Origin of the sequence: uncultured Kriegella sp. (genome assembly GCF_963975415.1) — a bacterium.
Lineage (GTDB): Bacteria > Bacteroidota > Bacteroidia > Flavobacteriales > Flavobacteriaceae > Kriegella.
In genome coordinates, this window is sequence record NZ_CAXBGN010000008.1 from 112127 (window position 1) to 132868 (window position 20742).

The following is a 20742-nucleotide window of genomic DNA, read 5'->3' on the forward strand; positions in this document are numbered from 1 at the left end:
TAATCATAAGTAAATGAACAACTGCTTTCGGAATTTTATTTTTCCCGCTTTCCTAACTATTATCACAGGTTTTACTTTTTTTATTAATGCACAAAAATCGCAAACCAAAAATGGCAAGCCCAATATCCTTTTTATTCTTTCCGATGATCACACTTCCCAAGCATGGGGTATTTATGGAGGTCTTTTAAAAGATTATGTGCAGAACAAGAATATCAAGAGGCTGGCCGATGAAGGTGCGGTATTGGAGAATGCATTTTGTACCAATTCGATTTGCTCCCCCAGCAGGGCCACTATTTTATCAGGACAGTACAGCCACATAAATAAGGTGTATACACTAAACGAAGCGTTGCCAGAGGGGCATCCGAATATAGCTAAGGCCTTGTCGAAAAAGGGGTATCAAACGGCGATTATTGGTAAGTGGCATTTGGTTCGCCCTCCAGAGGGGTTTGATTATTTTAATGTATTGCCAGGCCAGGGGCTTTATTGGAATCCTATTTTAAAGACTAAAGAAAACTGGAAAGATGGGCATGATGGCTCAGCAGGTAAAAAATATACAGGATTTTCAACCGATGTTATTACTGATCTTACTATCGAACATTTAGAGAAACGAGATACTTCAAAACCATTTTTAATGTTCTGTAATTTTAAGGCCACCCATGAACCTTTTGACTACCCTGAGCGATTTAAATCATTATATGCCAATGATATAATACCTGAACCTGAATCACTTTATGATTTTGGTCCCGAAACGACTGGGAGAACTTTTGAGGGACAAAAGCTTGAAAACTTGGCGAAACGTTGGCATCAAGCAACGGTTGACCCTGATAACTTCTGGACAAGTTACCCTGGACTGCCGTATTCTTTGGAAGGATTGGACAGCATTCAAAAACGAAAAAAAATATACCAGAAGCTGGTTAAGGATTTTATGCGATGCGGGGCCGCCATCGATGATAATATTGGAAAGCTTTTGGATTATTTGGAAAAGGAAGGCATAGCCGATAATACGATAGTTGTATATACCGCCGACCAAGGCTACTTTTTGGGAGAACATGGTTTTTTTGATAAACGGTTGATTTATGAAGAGTCCCTGAGAATGCCTTTTGTAATCCGTTATCCAAAAGAAATAAAGGGAGGGCAGCGCATTGACGATATTATACTGAATATCGATTTTGCTGCGCTCTTGGCCGATTATGGAGGTGTTGATAATACAGACTTCATACAAGGAGTAAGTTTTAGGGAAAACCTGAAAGGGAATACTCCTGCTGGTTGGAGAAAGGAAATGTATTATCGTTACTGGTTGCACGACCCTGTTAGACCTGGTCATTTCGGGGTCAGGAATGAACGATACAAACTGGCTTTTTTTTACGGTCAAGGGCTTGGAATGAAAGGGGCGTCTAAAGAAAGTAGTGAGCCAGTATGGGAATTTTACGATCTAGAAAACGACCCAAAAGAGTTACATAATGCCATAGACAATCCGCAATATGCCACAGTTATTGCAAACATGAAAAAGGCCATCCGTGTAGAGAAACAGAAATATAAAGATACCGACGACGAATACCCCGTAATGAAGGAGATTATTGAAAATGCTTTTTAATTGACCTTTTCTTATTATTTTTAAAGAAGATGGTTGCCCCCGATAGGTAGTAAAGAAAGGTCTGGATTATTGAAAAATCAATAGAATATAAAACCCTTTTTAACCACTTCATTATGAAAAGTACATTACAGCGTTTAATTGCAAAAAGTAAAAAAGAAGAAGCGGACTATGGCGCTTCAAGGAAAGCCGAAATGAACAGCCCTAATACAGGCGATGCACGGCGAAAATTTTTGAAGAAAACAGCTTTAGGAGGTATTGGGCTTTCCAGTCTTGTAGGGTATTCATTCGAAGATACCATAGCAGAAACTACATCAAAGGTAAATAGAGCCTCGGCTCCTTCCGAACTCAAAATAACCGATATGCGTTACGCATTGACAAAGGTTATGGGGGGCACGGCCATTATACGTATTGATACGAATCAGGGAGTTTATGGTCTTGGGGAAGTTAGAGATGCTGCAGATGTACGCTATGCGCTTATGCTGAAAAGCCGTATTCTTGGCGAAAACCCTTGTAATGTCGAAAAACTTTTTAAAAGCATCAAACAATTTGGGGGGCCTGCCCGACAAGCTGGTGGTGTTTGTGCCGTTGAAATGGCTTTGTGGGATATTTGTGGAAAGGCCTACAATGTACCCGCTTGGCAATTGCTGGGCGGACGCTATCGAGATAAGGTAAGACTTTACGCCGATACCCCGGAAGCGGGCTCACCTGAAGAACAGCAGCGATTGATAAATTTCAGGGTCAAGGAGCAAGGATATACGTGGCTAAAAATGGATGTATCGATTGCGGAGTTGAAGGGTATTCCTGATACTATTGTCAATGGAAAATTTTGGGAAGGTCCGAATGGAGGCCTTAACCAATGGGGTGATCAACGAAACTATATGTCGTACGGAAATACGGCCCATCCGTTTACGCAAATACAGATAACAGAGAAAGGGCTGGAACACTTACAGCAGGTTGTAGAAAATGTTCGTAGCATGGTCGGGTATGAAATTCCAATTTCAACCGATCATTATGGACATTTTGATTTGAATAACGGAATTCGTTTGGCCAAGGCTTTGGATAAATACCGATTGGCGTGGTTCGAAGATATGGTGCCTTGGCAATATACCGAACAATGGCGAACAATAACCGAGGCCATCGAAACCCCGACAACCACAGGCGAGGATATTCATTTTTTAGAAAATTTCAAACCCTTGATACATAATAGATCGGTTGATATCGTGCATCCTGATTTGGCCTCTTCGGGTGGTCTATTGGAAACCAAAAGAATCGCCGATTACGCAGAGGAATTCGGTATTGCCATGGCCATGCATCAAGCCGGAACCCCAGTTTCTTTTATGGCCAATGTGCATTGTGCGGCAGCCAGTCAGAATTTTTTGGCATTGGAGCATCATTCTGTTGATATTCCGTGGTGGGAAGATTTAGTGACGATGACGGGAGGAGGTAAAATGATCGATAAAGGTTTTGCACCAGTACCACTGACAGCTCCAGGACTAGGTATTGAACTCAATATGGATGTAGTAAAGGCTCACTTAGATCCTCGGGACAAATCATTTTTTGCGCCAACCAAAGAATGGGATGAATTACGCTCACATGATAGAACCTATAGTTAAAATGAGCTTCGCGTATTCCAATGTCCAGCCCTGATAATATTCGGTGAAACATAAGGAGTACAAGCGTTTTAACGGGGAGAACTTGTCTTGTCGTAATTAAGATTATTCGAAAGATATATGCTATAAACATATCTTGAACCTAACATTTTCAACAAACAAAGAACCAATTTTACAACTAACAGTCAACAAAGTCACAGTTATGAATCACAGAACAGTATTGATTATGATGCTCGTAATGAGCTTTTTTCATGTAGAATCCCAAGGGGTCGCCGCCTCACCGGAATATATTAAAGAATTGACCGCCGGTTGGAGCGGAGAACGGTTTGCCGACGGACGCCCAAAAGTTTCTGATGCGCTTTTAAAGAGATTAAAGAATATTCAAATAGAAGAAGCATGGGGGTATTTACGAAGCCGTGACTACCATAATCAGTACGAAGGTGGTTGGGAGGTTATTCATCCTGATAGTGTAATGACAGGTCGTGTGGTCACGGCTCAGTACATGCCTTTAAGGCCTGATTATCAGCAGTTGGTAAAAATAAAAGGGGGCAAAGAAAACCGGGATACTATCGGAGGGAGCAATTCATGGCCTATAGAGATATTACGCAATGGAGATGTTTATGTGGCCGATGGCTACGGTCGTATTGTTGATGGAACTTTGATCGGGTCTAATTTAGGAAATGCCATTTATACGAATTCAAATAATGGGGTAATTTTTGACGGGGGCGTGAGAGACCTCGCCGGCTTACTCCAAATTAAAGGTTTTAATGGGTGGTTCAGGGGAGAAGACCCGTCATACCTTCAACACGAAATGTTGACCAGCATCAACACTCCGATTCGAATCGGGCGCGCTACGGTTTTACCGGGGGATGTGGTATTGGCGAACCGCCACGGAACTATTTTTATTCCATCCCATTTGGTCGATAGATTAGTAATATCTTCAGAAGTAGTCGGTTTGCGAGATCAATTCGGATTCCAACGGCTGCGGGAGAAAAAATACACTCCTGGTCAAATCGACACAAAATGGACCGATACCATTGATGCCGATTTCATGAATTGGCTTAAGAACTATCCAGATAATAAGTTGCCGATGACCCGAAAAGAATTGAACGATTACTTCAAGGGGAAGAAATAACCAACAATCGATTTAAATAATTACTTTAACATATACTTAAAGATGAAATATAGTTTCAAGGTGATTTTACTATTCGTTTTCTGGGCCATTGCTACCAACGCCCAGTCTCTAAAGGAAGAAGAAACGGAAGTCGCAGGAGTAGTTGAGAAGTTATACGCTGCTATGGTCGAAAAGAATAAGGCTACACTCGAAAATCTTACTGATACTGCACTTACTTATGGCCATTCAAGTGGAACAATAGAAAATAAGGCGGAATATGTCGACGCAGTCATAAATGGCACTTTCGATTTTATTTCGATAAATCCAGCGGAACAGCGTATTTCTTTTTCAGATAAAAAAACAGCCTTGGTTCGACATTTTTTTGAAGCAAAAGGACTAAATGAAGGGAAACCTGCAGATGTTCGGATCGGTGTGTTGATGGTTTTTCAAAAGCATAATAAAAATTGGAAACTTTTGGCTAGACAGGCTTATAAGTTATAAAATCCTGAACTTCATATTTCTCATGAATAACTTCCCACTAATAGCAACTAAATAATCAACCTAAAAAATCGATATTTTGAATAAAAAAACCATTTATTCCATAGCTTTTGGCTTTGCCATACTACTTTTCATAAGTATTCTTTTAATGGTTTTTATGGGTAAGATCCAACAATCGGGACCATTAATGATAGTATTTTTTGGTATTCTGGCTTTTGCCTTTAGTGGTTATAAATCATTTAATGATTATGTTTTTACCACAATGATTTTTACAGGGGTAGCCCTTGCACTTTATTATCCCCAGTATTTTACCCATATCGGTGATTTCAAATTAACGGCACTCATCATCCCGCTGATTCAAATTATCATGTTCGGTATGGGTACTTCGATGAGCATAAACGATTTTGCTGCTATATTTAAGTCTCCGAAGGGCGTGCTTATCGGTGTTTCGGCCCAACTAGGCATTATGCCTATTATGGGTTTTGTATTGGCCAAGTTAAGCGGATTTCCTCCTGAAATAGCTGCTGGTATCGTTTTAATAGGATGTTCCCCGAGTGGAGTGGCCTCCAATGTAATGGCATATTTGGCAAAGGCGAATTTGGCACTTTCCATAACCATTACCTCCATTGCAACATTGTTAGCCCCGTTCTTGACGCCATTATTGATGAAGCTATTGGCAGGAGAGTTTATAGAAATCGATGTGTTAACGATGATGTGGAGTATTGTAAAAATGATTATTCTACCTATTGGAGCGGGATTAGTGTTCAATAAATTATTGGGGGAAAAGGGGAGATGGTTGCATAAGGCGATGCCCCTTTTATCAATGTTGGCCATTGGCATTATAATCACTATCATAACTGCGGCCGGTAGAGACAGTCTCCTTGATATTGGGGGTATATTGATGGTTCTGGTTTTGATCCATAATGTATTTGGCTATTTTCTCGGATACTGGTATGCCCGTTTACTACGATTGAACGAACAAGATTCGCGTACGATTGCCTTAGAAGTAGGCATGCAAAATGGCGGATTGGCATCGGGTATTGCTAATTCTTTGGGTAAGATTGCCACAATGGGCTTGGCGCCTGCCGTTTTCGGCCCGCTAATGAATATTACCGGGTCTATTCTCGCTTCCTATTGGCATAAAAAACCGACCAATGAAAATATCGATGCTCCAAATATCAGAAAAGATTTAAATACTTTGTAGTCTGTTCGTACACATATAAAATAAATTCTATTTTTGAATTTATCAAATCCTGATTTAGAAATTCCAAATTGTATAAACCCGTTGCATCTTAACTTTTTATAATGAGAAGACCTTTTTTATTTCTTTTGCCCTTTGTCTTAATTTTTGTTTGCTCTTGTAACGATTCTTCCAAAAAAAAATCTGGCGAAACCACTGAAAACATAGATTCCTTAAGTGCTTCCCAAAAACCAAATATTATCTATATTCTTGCGGATGATCTAGGTTATGGGGATTTAAGTATTTACGGACAGCAAAAGTTCGAAACTCCGAATATTGATAAACTAGCCAAAAGCGGGATGCTTTTTACCCAACATTATTCAGGAAGTACCGTTTGTGCTCCTTCAAGGTCAGCTTTGATGACCGGCATGCATACGGGCCATACTGTTGTTCGTGGAAATAAGGAGGTGAGACCAGAAGGGCAACACCCAATTCCCGATGAGACCTATACCTTGGCCGAGGCCATGAAAAAAGCGGGCTATGCCACTGGGGCTTTTGGCAAATGGGGGCTCGGATTTCCGGGTTCTGAAGGTGATCCAAATAATCAGGGTTTTGATACCTTTTATGGCTATAATTGCCAACGTTTAGGCCATAATTACTACCCGTATCACTTATGGTCGAATAAAGACTCGGTAGTGCTTGCTGAAAATTCAGGGATGAAAGATGGAGTTTATGCGCCGAAATTAATACATGAGCAAACGCTGAAGTTTATAGATGACCATAAAGATGAACCTTTCTTTTTGTATGTCCCTTCAATTATTCCCCACGCCGAACTGGCTGCTCCAGAAGAATATATGGAGAAGCACCGTGGGAAATACCCTCCTGAAAAGGCTTATGAGGGGGTGGATGACGGCAAGGAGTTTAATTTAGGGCCCTACCGTTCCCAAGAGGATACTCATGCCGCTTTTGCCGCTATGGTCAATCTATTGGACGATCAAGTAGGGGAGATTATGGATAAAGTAGAAGCGCTGGACATTGCCGATAACACCTTAATTATATTTACTTCCGATAATGGTCCGCATGAGGAAGGTGGCGCAGATCCCGATTATTTCGAGAGCAATGGTCCGCTTAAAGGGATAAAACGCGATTTATATGAAGGGGGTATCCGGGTGCCTATGATTGTCAGTTGGCCTGGAAAAATTGCGCCGAATTCGCAAAGTGACCATGTTTCGGCATTTTGGGATGTTTTTCCTACCGTTTCAGAAATTGCCGGAATCGATGCTCCGGATAATTTAGATGGAATATCTTTTTTGCCAACATTGTTAGATAAAGAGCTGCAAAAAGAGCATGAATACCTGTATTGGGAATTTCATGAAAAAGGAGGAAGACAGGCCATTCGAAAAGGAAACTGGAAGGCTGTGCGATACAATGTTTTTAAAAGCCCGGATGCTCCCTTAGAGCTTTATGATTTGTCGACCGATATTGGCGAAGAAAACAATGTAGTACAGAATCACCCAGAGGTTGTTCAGGAAATGGAGAAAATTTTTAAGGAAGCCAGAACTCCTTCAGAGATTTTCACCTTTGGTCAGGGAACATATTTGGGTAGTAAATAAGCAAGGTAGATTTCAACAAAAAAGGGCTGCGAAAATTATTTTGCAGCCCTTTTTAAGTGTCCTTAATTTGAGTTTATTCAGTTTCGATGAGCGATTTGTAAATGCCCAGCTCTAAACCTCTTAGTTCCGCAAGTCCGCGTAATCTTCCAATTCCAGAATAACCAGGGTTGGTTTTTTTGTTTAGGTCATCCAACATTTGATGGCCGTGATCGGGCCGCATCGGAATGGAAGCGTCTTTTCTTCCTTCTTTCTGCCGACGTTTTTGTTCCAACAAAACTCGTTTTACAATGCCGTACATATCAACATTTCCTTCCAAATGGTTGGCCTCGTAAAAATTACCATCTGCATCACGCTGGGTACTCCTCAAGTGCAAGAAATGAATGCGCTCGGCGAATCGCTCCGTTATTTGCAACAAGTCGTTATCGCCACGAGCTCCCAAAGAACCCGTACATAAAGTGATACCGTTGCTCAACGATGGAACTTTATTGAAAATATGGGCATAGTCTGCTTCGGTACCCATGATTCTCGGTAGCCCTAAAATAGTGAATGGTGGATCATCGGGGTGAATACACATTCTGACGCCATTTTGTTCGGCAACAGGTATGACCTCACTTAAAAACTGTACAAGATGCTCTCGCATTTCGTCTTCCCCGATATTTTTATAGGTATCAAGAATATCTTGAAATTTACTCAGATCATAACCATCTTCAGAAACAGGATAGCCTTCTGCCGATCCGGGAAGGCCGGCAATAATCGTTTTTACCAAATCTTTAACCGCTTCATCCGACATGCTCTTATAGTACTCAGCCGCTTTATCGATTTGAGAAGCGGTATAGCTTTCTTGGGCACCTGGCCGCTTAAGTATGTGCAGGTCAAAAGCAGCCAAGGCGGCATGCTCAAAAGATAAAGCTTTAGAGCCATCGGCCATAACACGGTATAAACTTGTTCTGGTCCAGTCAAGAACCGGCATAAAGTTATAACAGACCACATGTACCCCACATTCTGCCAGGTGGATGAGGCTTTGTTTGTAGTTGACGATGTGCCGTTCAAAGTCCCCAGTCCGGGTCTTTATATTCTCATGTATGGGCAAAGATTCTACGACCGACCACACGAGGCCACTATCTTCTACTTCTTTTTTTCTCTTATTGATTTCATCCTTAGACCAAAGCTCACCGTTCGGTATGTGATGTAGCGCCGTAACGATACCCGTAGCTCCGGCTTGTTTTATATCACTAAGGCTTACGGGGTCACTCGGACCGTACCACCGCCATGTTTGTTCCATCTTCATCTTTTCTATGAATTTAATATCTTGTTATTCTTAATTAAACACCGCTAAATGCACTGAAGCCACCATCGATGGGGAGAACAACTCCTGTAATAAATCGTGCGGCATCACTGCATAAAAAATGTACCGCTCCATTTAATTCTTCAGCTTCCCCAAAACGCCCCATGGGGGTGTTTCGAATGATGGTCTGTCCTCTTTCGGTATAAGATCCATCTGTATTCGTAAGCAAGGCCCTGTTTTGGTTTCCTATGAAAAAACCGGGCGCAATAGCATTGACGCGAACTCCCCCACCAAATTTTGTAGCCATTTCAACAGCCATCCAACGTGTGAAGTTTTCCATGGCTGCTTTTGAAGCCGAGTAACCAGCCACCCTTGTAATGGCCCTATCGACAGCCATCGATGAATAATTGATAATGGTGCCTTCTTTTTGCTCGGCCATGCTAGCTCCGAACACCAAGGAAGGTAACACAGTACCATTGAGGTTTAAGTCGGTAACTTTTTTAAAATCATCCATAGCAAGATCAAAAATCGTTTTGTCAGGGGCAATAGTCGCACCGGGTAAATTTCCGCCAGCAATATTCAAGAGGATATCAACTTTGCCATAATGGGCAAGAATTTCATCTTTGGCATTTTTTAGCGATTCTTCGGAGAGGATATCTGCCTCATAAGCTGTGGCCTCGCCACCTTCAGATGTTATCTTTTCTATTAATTGGGTTAACGATGATTTTTTGCGTGTCAAAAGAGCCAATTTGACTCCCGATTGAGCCAAACTAGTGGCTGCACTTTGGGCGAGTGCCCCGCTAGCTCCTGTAATCACAGCAACTTTATCCTTTATCTGAAATATGTCATTCATACTTTATTATTTTCGGTCGGGAAGATAAAACAATAATTTTGAAACTTTTGTTCAGTCTTTATGAAAATTGCTTTTTACAAAAAAACAAAATCGGTATATTTCGGTAACGCATATTTTTGAGACAAGAACATTGATTTAACCAGTACGTTGCAATGAAAAAAAAGATATCCTTCGAAAAAAGCAAAAAGCAAAAAACAAATTTCACGAGACGAAAGTTTATTTCTACTACCATATTATCGGCGGGTGCTATCAGCATTATTCCAAGGCATGTTCTTGGAAAGGGGTTTTTAGGACCAAGTGATCGTATCAATCTCGGATTTATTGGTCTTGGAAAACAAAGCAGGGGACTGGCCTCAAGATTTATTGGGGAAACCGATGCGCAAATTGTAGCGGGTTGTGATGTTTGGACCACCAAGACGGCTTGGTTTGAAAATCATGTAAATTCATTATACGGCGAAAAAAGGAAAACAAGTGGGCATAAAGGAATAACGAGTTACAGTGAATATCAGAAGTTGCTTAACAATAAAGATATCGACGGCGTAATCATTGCAACACCGGATCACTGGCATGCCCGACATGCGATCGATGCCATGAATGCCGGAAAAGACGTGTACTGCGAAAAACCACTTTCTCTAAAAATCATGGAAGGTATTGATATGGTACAGGCTACCAAGTCTACGAAAAAGGTTTTGCAAACCGGAAGTATGCAACGGTCTTGGGAGAATTTTAGAAAGGCCTGTGAACTTGTTCGAAACGGTTATCTTGGGGAAATAAAGAAAATTTTGGTCAATGTAGGCGACCCGGCGATACCCTATAATTTAAGTAAAGAGGATACGCCAAAAGAGGTTGATTGGAACCTTTGGTGTGGACCGGCACCTTTGCTGGAGTATAACCATCGTTTGGCACCTTCCAATAATGACGTGAAGTTTTGGCCCGATTGGCGTCTGTTCGAAGAGACCGGGGGTGGTATCTTGTGCGATTGGGGAGCTCATATGTTCGACATCGTGCAATGGGCACTTGGAATGGACCGATCAGGGCCGGTTCGGTATTTGCCGCCCAGCGACCCTACAGCTGTAAGAGGACTTCGAATGTTTTATGAAAATGGTATTGAAATGGTTCATGAAGATTTTGGTCGGGGTTGGGGCGTTCGGTTTATGGGATCTGAAGGCAAGATGGATGTAAGCAGAAGTTATTTGGAAACCGACCCGGTAAATATTCTTACTGCTGAATTAAAAGATTCAGATACGAGACTTTACCATTCCGACAATCACTATCAAGACTGGTTAGATGCCATTAAAAACCGAACCTCGCCCATTTGCGATGTGGAAACCGGACATCGTTCGGCTACCGTATGTAATATCGCGAACATTGCTTATAAATTGCGAAGACCGTTAGAGTGGGACCCTAAAAAAGAACAATTTAATGGGGATAGTGAGGCCAATGCCTTACGCGGCAGAAAGAGCAGGGAGTTTTAGACGTGAACCATGGAGGAAGATTTCCTATGAAATATGGCCCCTTTCCTGTAAATGTAGTCAATGGATTGAAAACACATAGAGGGTAGGGACCGTAAATTATCTAAAACACTAATGCTCTTCCAAATGAAAAACTTTTTCCAATGAAATCCATTTTTCACCAGCTTTGGCCCATGGTAGTGCCTGTTGGTAGTCCCACATAAGCTTTTCCCAGTCTTGTACTTTTGGATTGTTGGCATCCATATCTGCTTTTCTTTGAAGGTCAAAAGTTTCATCGACGTCCATAATCATAAACATACGGTTGCCTGTTAAGTAAATTTCCATATCTACGACACCTGCATCTTTAAGGCTTTTGGTCACTTCAGGCCAAGTGACCCCTTTGGAATGATAGTGCTTATATTCGGCGATCAATTTCGGATCGTCCTTTAAATCACAAGAGAAACAGAATCTTTTTGTATTTGCCATAATTCAAATAGTGTTGTGTATTAAATATTAATAGTTGTATTATTCAGATATTCTTGCAAATGAACGGCTATAAATTGTAAAAATTTATAGCATTTTGGCCCATTATAGCTTTTTGCTCATTCTCACTAAGGGGAGCAATAAAATCGGTCACTAGATTCTTTATTTCGCCATATTTTCCCGCAAGAAAACAAACCGGCCAATCGGATCCGTACATGACTCTGTCGGTTCCAAAAACCTCCATAACCAATTCCATATAGCGAGTGATATCTTGAGCTTTCCATGAATTCATGTCGGCTTCGGTTACCATACCCGATAATTTGCAGTAAACGTTTTCATGTTGGGCAATTTCTTTCATCAATAAGGCCCATCCATCATAAAAACCATCTTTTATATAGGGCTTGGAAATATGGTCGATTACAAATTTATGATTGGGAAACCGTTTTACAAATTCAAGCGCAGCCCCCAATTGATGGGGAAAAGTTAAAATATCATAGGTTAAATTATGTGTTTCCAAATGGGCAACACCCCTTAAAAAATCGTGGCGCAAAAGAAAATTATGGTCAGGTTCATCTTGCACTACATGACGAAATCCTTTTAATTTTTCCTGGTCACTGTAGCGTTGAAGCGTTTCGTCTACCTTTGGATCCCTTAAGTCTATCCAACCCACGACACCCTTTATGAAATCATTTTCCTTGGCCAACTTTAATAGAAAGTCGGTCTCTTCAAGACTTTGGTCGGCCTGAACGGCTACACAGCCATCAACACCATTGTTGTCGAGTATTTTTTTTAAATCAGTTGGAAGAAAATCCCTTCGTAGTATGGCCATACTATCATTGATCCATGAGTAACGAACGGGGTCGTATTTCCAAAAATGCTGATGCGAGTCTATTGTCATCGTATGTGTTTTTATTTAAATTGTTGCTGTTTGAAAGTGAAACTTACTAAGTTGGTCAAGAATACCAAAATAGTTATAATAGCATACATACAAAAATTGATTCGCCAATTTTTATGTGATAGGCTTAGCTCAAGGATTCTTTGTTGTGATTGGAAACCGAACGTTGTTTTTTAAGGGCTATTTTTTGTTGCAACCATTGCGGGTAATCTGAATCATTATCGGCATTGAAAATACGTACCTCCTGTGATTCATCGAGTTGCAGTAAGTCATCTTGTTTACAGCCTAGTATAGCCGCCGCTGTATTTACTCCTGAATAACCGGCTCCGGCCACGCCATGCGATAAGATACTTGCGCCGCACATATATAGTCCGTCAATTTCAGATTTTACTTTAAAGGCAAAGGGGCCGATATGCTTCAAACTTTTTTCGGTACCGTAGACATTGCCTCTCGTAGTATTTATATAATATTTATTGGTAACAGGAGTGCCTAATTCTTGATGTACGATATGGTCGCTAATACCTGGAATCGCCTTTTCTACCCCTTTCATCATTTTTTGCGTTAACAACGCTTTAAAAGCTAAGTATTCGGGTGAGCGTGGGTCTTTTTCTTTGCTGAATTTTTCAAAAGGTTTGTAATCGATATAGGTAATCGCCTCTAAGGTATGGTGTTTTCCATCATAACCGGTTGGGTCTTTAAGGGTTGTGCAGCTGATGAATAACCCTTCAAAAGCTTCTTCTGAAGAAATATCGGTCGCCATCATTTTATCGTAGAGATCGTCGGCATCCATATCGGGCATCGACCAGATATTCCCTGAATCTACACCTGCTGCCCGTAAATCCATATCAACGGTAAGAAACAACATTAACGAGGTGCACGAGTATTTTGTTCGGTTTAACTTCTTATTTAATTTTTTACTTAAATTTTCTTTTCCGACCAAATTTAGAAAGGTGATTCCTGGATCGGCGTTGGAAACGATGCGCTTTGCGAACAATTGTTGTCCGTTTTCCAATTCAACCCCAATCGCCTGTTTTTTATTTTGTCCCTTGAGTAGTATTTTATTTACTTTTTGGCTTGTACGTACTTCTCCCTTATTTTTTTTAATGGCATTGGTCATAGATTTAATCAGTGCGCCCCCACCTCCCATTGGATAAAAACCACCTTTAAAATAATGATCCATAACGGCACAATGTAAAGGAAAACTTGCCTTTCTGGGTTGAAGTCCGTGGTCACCGCATTGTACATTAAGAATATTTTTCAAAAGGGGATTTTTAATATGCCAATTGATAACCGTCCGTAGACTGAAAAGCCCGAACTTACCCATATGCCTTGTGCGATAGGGGATTGTAACATTATCCCAAAAACCACTCATTTTTGGCAATAATTGTAGCTGCGTACTCACATTTCGTACCAATGTAAGATACTTGGTTATTTGCTTTCTTTCCTTTGGAAAGCGTTTGGAAAGCCGCTCTACCAATTCGTCAAAATCAGATGGAAAGTCAAAATGTTCATCGCCGATGCGACAGTGTTCATACCCATCAGGGTTCATTCTAAAAAACACGAGATCATTTGCAATACCCAGACCTCGGTACAAATCACTGGTAGATTCACCCTTTCCCATAAGACCGACGTAATGAACACCTGGCGTAAAACGATGGCCGTTAAGATAAAAACTGTGGCACCAGCCCCCCGGAACATCGTGCTGTTCCAACACCAGAACTTTTTGCCCGGCCCGGGACAAGCAAATTGCGGTGGCCAACCCGCCCGCACCGGAACCAATAATAATGGTGTCATATTCTTCGGAAACCACATCATTTTTCGTTTGATTTGAAAAAGACTTCGAGGTATGGTTTATCGTATTCATAGTGGTTCTTGAAATCATCTTCGGGAACAAGATGATTTGATACTAGTGCGCTATTGCCAGTCGAAGATATGCATAAAATTTAAATGTAGGTGATAAGAAATACAAATGAAATGACGATAACCCCTTCGGGTAGAGGAGTGCTACCTTTTTAGGTGATATTTGACAATTGAACTTTAAAACATGCAAACCCCATTGATCTTTCAAGAGCAATGGGGTAAAACCTTCGTGCATGGTATTCAAGGTTAAAGGGTTGAGATCATGTATTGCTAAGTGCAAATGCATTTGTATCTCCGGCATCGTATTCGTCTAATCGTTGTGTACCATCTGTGGCCAGAGAATATACCCATAGGTTTTCTGCAAAGGCCGCTTGAAGACAACCACCTACTAGCCTAGATACTGGAAAGGGCGTATTGTTTTCAAATATGCCTGCGTTAAGGTCATATTGTCCGACATCATTGATTACATATCCGCTTTGATTAATACTCGGATTTATTGCTTCGGTATTGTTACCTTTTACGACCCTGAAGACAAAATTGGCGAAGTCGTGAACATGCGATGCAACAAAACTGATTTTGACCGGATCGCCTGCAGTAGTATATCGCAAGAAACCACAGGGGCCCGAGAGATTCCCCCCAAGTTCGACATCTTGAATGTCTGCCTTACATTTATTATTGTCAATGCGTACGAGCACTTTTAGATTACGAGCATGGCCTGGATCCGGCGGATTAGCGAGTGGAATATTTAGATGTTTATTCGGTGCATTTACAGAATTACCCGAATTGTTGAAATTGGAAACTTGGAATACTTCTTTAGGAACATCCACTACTTGAAATACCCCTGCGCTGTCCATTCGCAATAATTCCAGGTCAAAACGCCATAGCCCGTCTGCAATGTCAGGGCTTTTTGTATTTAAGGCCGCCGACCAGAAGTCTGGACTGGTCCATTGAATGGTCAATGCCTTATGTTCGGGTGGAACACCTTCATCATCATAAATGTTCCAAGAAGGAATGCGGTAACCGATATTTTGTTCGCTGCCTTCTGCACCAAGAGTTACCCATTTTGTTTCAAAGTGTTTGTGCCCATCGGAATCTGTGGTGATTACAAAGTAGTATTTTTTAATCGACCCGTCAACCACCGTTGTCTCAGGGGAAGGAATAAGATCCAAATTTGCCGTTTTTATTAGGGTTTTTGTCCATCGGTAGTGTGTAATTCCAGTTTTTGGCAAACCATCACCGAATAATAGTTTGAACAGCAGTGTGCTTCCGAAGGGGTTTATTTGTTCAGCATCAAGTATATCGGTACAACCAACATTTCTAAAACTTGTTCCTTGAAGTGTTATTGGTGTGTCTTCCTGCTTTATATGAAGTGCCGTAGCATGATGTCCTATCGACCGGAACCAGACCAATTCACCTTCCAATTCATCATCACAACTGCAAGGTAGTACCCGTGGATCGGTAATTCTTATGTTCAGATCTTTGCCACATTCATAGTTCCAATGCGTATGACATGGAATTGAGGGGCGATAGACGGTTACCCATTCGCCATCAATATTGACTTCCACCCAAATATAAATATCCTTGTCATTGGTAAAGTTTAGATAGTTGAAATCAAAACTTCCGTTGCAATCACTATAGACCGTTGCGATTTTAGTGCAACGATAAAAGTAAGGCCAGAACCATGGCCACAAACAAAGATATGGATGTAAAAGATGGAAATTTTTATAAATAGTTGCATTTACCGTGGCCTCTGAATTAGACAACAGACCTCGCTTAACGTCATCGGGTAGTTTTACCAATAAAGCTCTTTGCAGACCTTCAGGGGAACTTAATTCTAAATCAATTTTGGGGTTTACTATTTTTTTTATTGGAATTTTTGGATTGATGATAGGAGGGATTTCGATTTCTGGTCTTAATACCATATCCTTCAGCTTTTTTCCAAGATCGGTAATGACAGGCCTTGGAATTTTTGGCCACCACCATTTGATACGATCTATTTCACAGATATTGACCCGAGCGTCACAAATGGGCAATACTTGGTTTTCTCCGTCGATGGAGAATGATTTAGAAAGATTACCGGTAATTAGGCACCATGCCCAAGTAGGAAACTTGAATTTAGGTAGTCCTACGATGTTCATTTGATTGTTTCTATCGAGTTTAATCGAGGGTTGGTATCCTCCCATTTTTTTGATAAGAATAGGACTTATTTTACGCCCCTTAAGCTCTTTGGGCATTTCAGGACCTATTATGATTTGACTTCTGCCGCTGAGTTTTTCCGCAGTGGTTTTCAGTTTGGCCTCTCCATCCTTGAGTTCTGCCGATTCCAAAAATTTTTCTTCAGAATCAAAAAGGTACAGGTAAAGGTCTTTTTGTATGTCTCCTCCGTCAGTTTTTACTTTTACGATAACCGCTTTGCTTGCCTTTTTTGCCATGATTTTTATTTTTATGTTAAATTTTGCCAGTTTATAGGAGTCCGTTTGTCGTAAATTCAATCAACCTGATAAAAAGGGTCGAATTTTTTCAACTGTGAGGGAACCGATTGGTTTCGTACTATCAAAAAAATCGCGTTTTTTGACTGTAAACAATATTTATTCGGTTTTTTGCTGGGAGGAACTATTTGTTTCCGGGGGTAGAAATATATTACATTGATAATATACTATTGGCTTTCAGGCCGAGGTGGTTGATCAAACTAAAAATAGGGGATGTAATGGGTAAATTGGTGTTAAATTGTATGCATTGTACATCTTTTAGTATATATAGCACATTTTGACCCTTATAATGCCTTGTTCATAGATAGGTGCTAAGGTGTGTTGGTCAACTAATTGAAAATTAATGCCTTAATCGTGTTAAGAAATGCAGTAAGCCAGGTGTTCCAATTTAAACGTGCTGCAGTAATGCTATTCTTTTTTCAAGGCTTCTGCGATTGCCGCTTCTACCATGGGCTCCATTACTTTATAGCCGGCAACCGTGGGATGCACTTCGTCTGAAGCATATTCCTTTGGAAGTCCGTTGCGCTTATCGGCCATTGCCGAAAAGTAGTCTAAATAAATAAAACCTTTTTCTGCGGCATAGTCCTTTATAAGTTTGTTCAGTGCCGGAATTTTTTCGTTGGGTTTAAGTCCGGGTCGCCAGGGATAATCAAATGCGGGTAAAACGGAAGACAACACGACTTTGATATCGTTAGCCTCTGCGAGCTCGGCCATAGATTTGATGTTATCAAGAATCATTGGAAGCGTAGACGGTCCTGTATTACCGGCTATATCATTGGTTCCAGCAAGAATAACTACGACTTTTGGTTGTAGTGCGATTACATCTTGGCGAAAACGGAGTAACATTTGTGGTGTGGTTTGTCCGCTAATACCTCGGTTGATATACGGCTTGCCTTTAAAGAATTCAGGTCTTTTGTTCAACCAGCCAATGGTTATTGAATTGCCCATAAAAACCACGCGATTCTCGTGGTCTGAAGCTATAGCGACTTTGGTATTCGCATCTTTGAATTGTTCGAGGTTGGGCCAGTCTTGAGCCTGTATTTCCGTTGTTGTTCCTAGAATCATTAATAGTACTATAAGTAAAGGTCGTTTCATGTTGGGTTCTTCTAAATTTAAGTTCGAAAAGTATCAAATGATTTTCGCTCTTCCAAATTCAAAGGTAGTGCTTTAAACAATTGGTCTTTGGTAGGTCGTTGTGCATACAAATAAAGGAGTAACGAAATGGCAATTACCAGATGTAAAGCATTGCCGCTTAACCAATATGCTACCAAGGCCAAAAAGACAGGGCCTTCTAAAAGCGCATATTTAATAAGAAGTGCCGTTTGGTATGCACTCAGTTTGCTTTGAAGGGAATTTTCTTTTTTTATGGATCGAATTTGCCTTTGAAAAAGAAAGATACCCATAAAATAACCAAAAGCTGCAATTATAGGAACAACGTAGGTGAAAATGCTATGGACATCCATCACCGCATTAAAGCTGTGCTTTTTCAAATAAGCAAAAATAGCAAAGGCCAAAGGCCCCGCTAACAAGGAGAGATGTATAATTTTTATAGTCTGTAAGCGCTTATTCGGTTGCATCAAGAATATTCAGTAATTTTCTATGGTCTTGGGGTCATGTGTAAGAGTTCCATTCCGGTAGATGATCTCGGTACGAAGCCGATCCAGTCCTTTTCATTGGAACCTTTCTGTACCTCTAAATACTTTTGGTTGTTTTCTTGTTTTAGGTGGATGCCTAAAAAGGCCGTCACGAAATGCTGATTGATGTTATTTATGCGTCGTTCATCCCATGAGGGTTCGGCATAACGGTAATACTCATCGATGTGCAAACCGGGCGCTAAAGCTTCTGCCGGAGGAGGATTGGGAGCCACATTGTGACGGGCATTTTTGTACGTTAACAGATAACGGTCAGCATTCACGGCTCCGGTATAAATGGCTTTTATTCCCTTTTCATATCCTGAGACATCGTCTTGGCTTCCTGCAACAAAAAAAGTTGGTGTTTTTAGGCCTTTTAACCCCTCGGCATCCCAAACACCACGCTCCATACCCCATGGGGCAAAAGTCACTACTGCTTTTATCCGGGCATCTTTTTTGGCTTTGTAGTCTGGGTTGCTTGCCGCATGTTTAATAATGGCGGTACTACCTCCGGTCATTGCAGTGAAGAAGGCCGTCAAGCCATCGCTATAACCGGCTCCAGCAACATTCAGAACCCCGTAACCACCCATCGAATAGCCAATAATTGCGGTGGTTTGGGCATCGACCAATCCTGATAAGAAATTGACCTGAGTATCTTTTTCCATTGTTTCGATTTGATCAATAACAAACGGAATATCTATAGCTCGATTGAGTAAGGTACTTTGAAAAGGTGCGGCGTCTTTAAAAGTAGAATCGGTATGATCTATGGCTATGACAACATATCCTTTTGAGGCCAAGTTTTCCGTTAAATATGACATGATGTAGCGTGTACCGACATACCCATGGCTAACAACCACCAAAGGAAAGGCGCCATCGGAAACCAAGGGGGCTGCATTGCGAACGGCTCTTCCTTCAAAAGTAAATGGTATCAAAGGTCTTAGGGAGTCATTGGCCGAACCCATGACTTCATCATACATTACCGAGGCATCCGTGTCAGATGGCAACGCCGCAGGATACCAAACTTCAACGGTCAATGGTCGGTCGTATATAGGGTCTACCCCCTTTTTTGAGTTGAGTATATCGACTTGGCCTTTATGTATCCAATTCAAAGTACGAACACCTACGGTATAGGCCCCTCGGGGGGCAAGTTCAGGGGCGTCAGGGAGTGCATCCCCATACAGAAAAGGTTCGTCTTGGGCAACAACTATCGCTGTACCCACTAGCAGTAACAGAATAGAGGTTATGGTCAGGTAACGGTTTTTCATATTAGATGCGCTTTAGAATACTAAATGTACGTAAATTAATGCGCCCGGTAATGGCAGTTGTTCTAAGAAGCTATTGCGCTTTATAAAAAAATACGCCGATAATAAGATGTCTTCTTGTTAGAATTTTTCAAAAACACCTAAGCCAAACAAAGCAAAATCGTATTTAACAGGATCTTTCGGGTCTAATTTTCTCAGGTTTTGATCTAATTCCGCCAGTGCTTTGGCATCATTTTGTTTTCGGCGCAACAATTTCAATTTTCGGGCTACATTTCCCGAGTGCACATCTAACGGACATGATAATTGTGCTGGGGAAATCGTATTCCAAAGTCCAAAATCAACACCTGTTGCATTGTCTCGTACCATCCAACGCAAGAACATATTGATGCGTTTCGCAGCAGAACCCTTTAAAGGGTCTGAGATATGTTTCGTCGTACGGACAGGGTGGGGCAGTTCAAAAAAAGTCTGTTTAAAATGGGATATTGCAGGTTGCAAGGTGTTAGGGGATGTATATTCGGCGAATACCCCTTCTAGGCCATTTTTTTTGTCATAAATGTTTTTCAAACTTTGAATAAAGTAGACCAGATCTATCTCATTAAAGGTTCTATGAACAAAACCTGACAACTGCTCCAAATCTTGCTTTTGGTGGTTCATTACAAAATCAAAAGGCGAATGGTCCATTCGTGCCATTAATTTATTGGCATTGTTGATAATGCTCTTTCTATTGCCCCAAGCGATAGTGGCCGTTAAAAAGGCACTGATTTCAATGTCTTGCTTTTTACTGAATAAATGGGGGATCTGCAGTGGGTCACTCTCTAAAAATTTAGGGTGGTTGTATTGCAGAACTTTGGCGTTCAAAAAATCCTTTAGCGTTTCATTATTCATCTAATGGGATAAAAATATCGTTATCAATTTTTAGGTGGT

Annotated in this window: 17 protein-coding genes; 7 read left to right on the plus strand and 10 right to left on the minus strand. The window is 41.0% G+C overall.

What is annotated here, in order from left to right; all coding sequences use genetic code 11:
* Positions 1-13: 13 nt before the first annotated feature.
* The 6 genes from AACZ88_RS16975 to AACZ88_RS17000 all read left to right on the plus strand — a co-directional run bounded on the left by AACZ88_RS16975 (position 14) and on the right by AACZ88_RS17000 (position 7609).
* Positions 14-1594: a sulfatase gene (locus AACZ88_RS16975; RefSeq protein WP_339712695.1), complete on the plus strand. Its 1581-nt coding sequence runs from the start codon at positions 14-16 to the stop codon at positions 1592-1594.
* Positions 1595-1707: 113 nt separating this feature from the next.
* Positions 1708-3207, plus strand: coding sequence for a mandelate racemase/muconate lactonizing enzyme family protein (locus tag AACZ88_RS16980; RefSeq protein ID WP_339712698.1), 1500 nt, complete (start codon positions 1708-1710; stop codon positions 3205-3207).
* 199 nt (positions 3208-3406) lie between these two features.
* The gene (locus AACZ88_RS16985) at positions 3407-4339 is read left to right on the plus strand and encodes an RraA family protein (protein WP_339712701.1); all 933 of its coding nucleotides are present in this window, start codon (positions 3407-3409) and stop codon (positions 4337-4339) included.
* A gap of 42 nt (positions 4340-4381) precedes the next feature.
* Complete coding sequence (locus tag AACZ88_RS16990) at positions 4382-4819, plus strand: nuclear transport factor 2 family protein (protein ID WP_339712704.1); 438 nt, start codon at positions 4382-4384, stop codon at positions 4817-4819.
* 76 nt (positions 4820-4895) lie between these two features.
* Positions 4896-6020, plus strand: a complete 1125-nt coding sequence (locus AACZ88_RS16995; RefSeq protein WP_339712707.1) for a bile acid:sodium symporter family protein — start codon at positions 4896-4898, stop codon at positions 6018-6020.
* Positions 6021-6121: 101 nt separating this feature from the next.
* Positions 6122-7609 carry an arylsulfatase gene (locus AACZ88_RS17000; protein ID WP_339712710.1) on the plus strand — a complete coding sequence of 496 codons (1488 nt, stop codon included), beginning with the start codon at positions 6122-6124 and terminating at the stop codon, positions 7607-7609.
* Positions 7610-7682: 73 nt separating this feature from the next.
* Here the strand turns inward: AACZ88_RS17000 and uxuA are convergent, their stop codons facing one another.
* Positions 7683-8897, minus strand: a complete 1215-nt coding sequence (gene uxuA / locus AACZ88_RS17005; RefSeq protein WP_339712713.1) for a mannonate dehydratase — start codon at positions 8895-8897, stop codon at positions 7683-7685.
* A 34-nt stretch (positions 8898-8931) separates the two neighbouring features.
* Positions 8932-9747: an SDR family oxidoreductase gene (locus AACZ88_RS17010; RefSeq protein ID WP_339712716.1), complete on the minus strand. Its 816-nt coding sequence runs from the start codon at positions 9745-9747 to the stop codon at positions 8932-8934.
* A 152-nt stretch (positions 9748-9899) separates the two neighbouring features.
* On the opposite strand from AACZ88_RS17010, the gene AACZ88_RS17015 reads away from it, so the two are divergent.
* On the plus strand, positions 9900-11222 hold the full coding sequence (locus tag AACZ88_RS17015) for a Gfo/Idh/MocA family oxidoreductase (RefSeq protein WP_339712718.1): 1323 nt from the start codon (positions 9900-9902) through the stop codon (positions 11220-11222).
* Positions 11223-11330: 108 nt separating this feature from the next.
* Here AACZ88_RS17015 and AACZ88_RS17020 read toward each other — a convergent pair whose 3' ends face one another.
* The 8 genes from AACZ88_RS17020 to AACZ88_RS17055 form a co-directional block, all read right to left on the minus strand.
* Positions 11331-11684 (minus strand): L-rhamnose mutarotase, encoded by a 354-nt coding sequence (locus AACZ88_RS17020; protein WP_339712719.1) that lies wholly within the window; start codon positions 11682-11684, stop codon positions 11331-11333.
* Between the two features lie 67 nt (positions 11685-11751).
* Positions 11752-12579 (minus strand): amidohydrolase family protein, encoded by an 828-nt coding sequence (locus tag AACZ88_RS17025; RefSeq protein WP_339712722.1) that lies wholly within the window; start codon positions 12577-12579, stop codon positions 11752-11754.
* 124 nt (positions 12580-12703) lie between these two features.
* Complete coding sequence (locus tag AACZ88_RS17030; protein WP_339712725.1) at positions 12704-14440, minus strand: NAD(P)/FAD-dependent oxidoreductase; 1737 nt, start codon at positions 14438-14440, stop codon at positions 12704-12706.
* A 256-nt stretch (positions 14441-14696) separates the two neighbouring features.
* The gene (locus AACZ88_RS17035) at positions 14697-16868 is read right to left on the minus strand and encodes a hypothetical protein (protein ID WP_339712728.1); all 2172 of its coding nucleotides are present in this window, start codon (positions 16866-16868) and stop codon (positions 14697-14699) included.
* 465 nt (positions 16869-17333) lie between these two features.
* On the minus strand, positions 17334-18020 hold the full coding sequence (locus AACZ88_RS17040; protein ID WP_339712731.1) for an SGNH/GDSL hydrolase family protein: 687 nt from the start codon (positions 18018-18020) through the stop codon (positions 17334-17336).
* A 17-nt stretch (positions 18021-18037) separates the two neighbouring features.
* On the minus strand, positions 18038-18502 hold the full coding sequence (locus AACZ88_RS17045) for a hypothetical protein (protein ID WP_339712734.1): 465 nt from the start codon (positions 18500-18502) through the stop codon (positions 18038-18040).
* A gap of 20 nt (positions 18503-18522) precedes the next feature.
* Positions 18523-19821, minus strand: coding sequence for an alpha/beta fold hydrolase (locus AACZ88_RS17050; RefSeq protein ID WP_339712736.1), 1299 nt, complete (start codon positions 19819-19821; stop codon positions 18523-18525).
* 117 nt (positions 19822-19938) lie between these two features.
* Positions 19939-20703 carry a TIGR02757 family protein gene (locus tag AACZ88_RS17055; RefSeq protein WP_339712739.1) on the minus strand — a complete coding sequence of 255 codons (765 nt, stop codon included), beginning with the start codon at positions 20701-20703 and terminating at the stop codon, positions 19939-19941.
* Between the last annotated feature and the right edge of the window lie 39 nt (positions 20704-20742).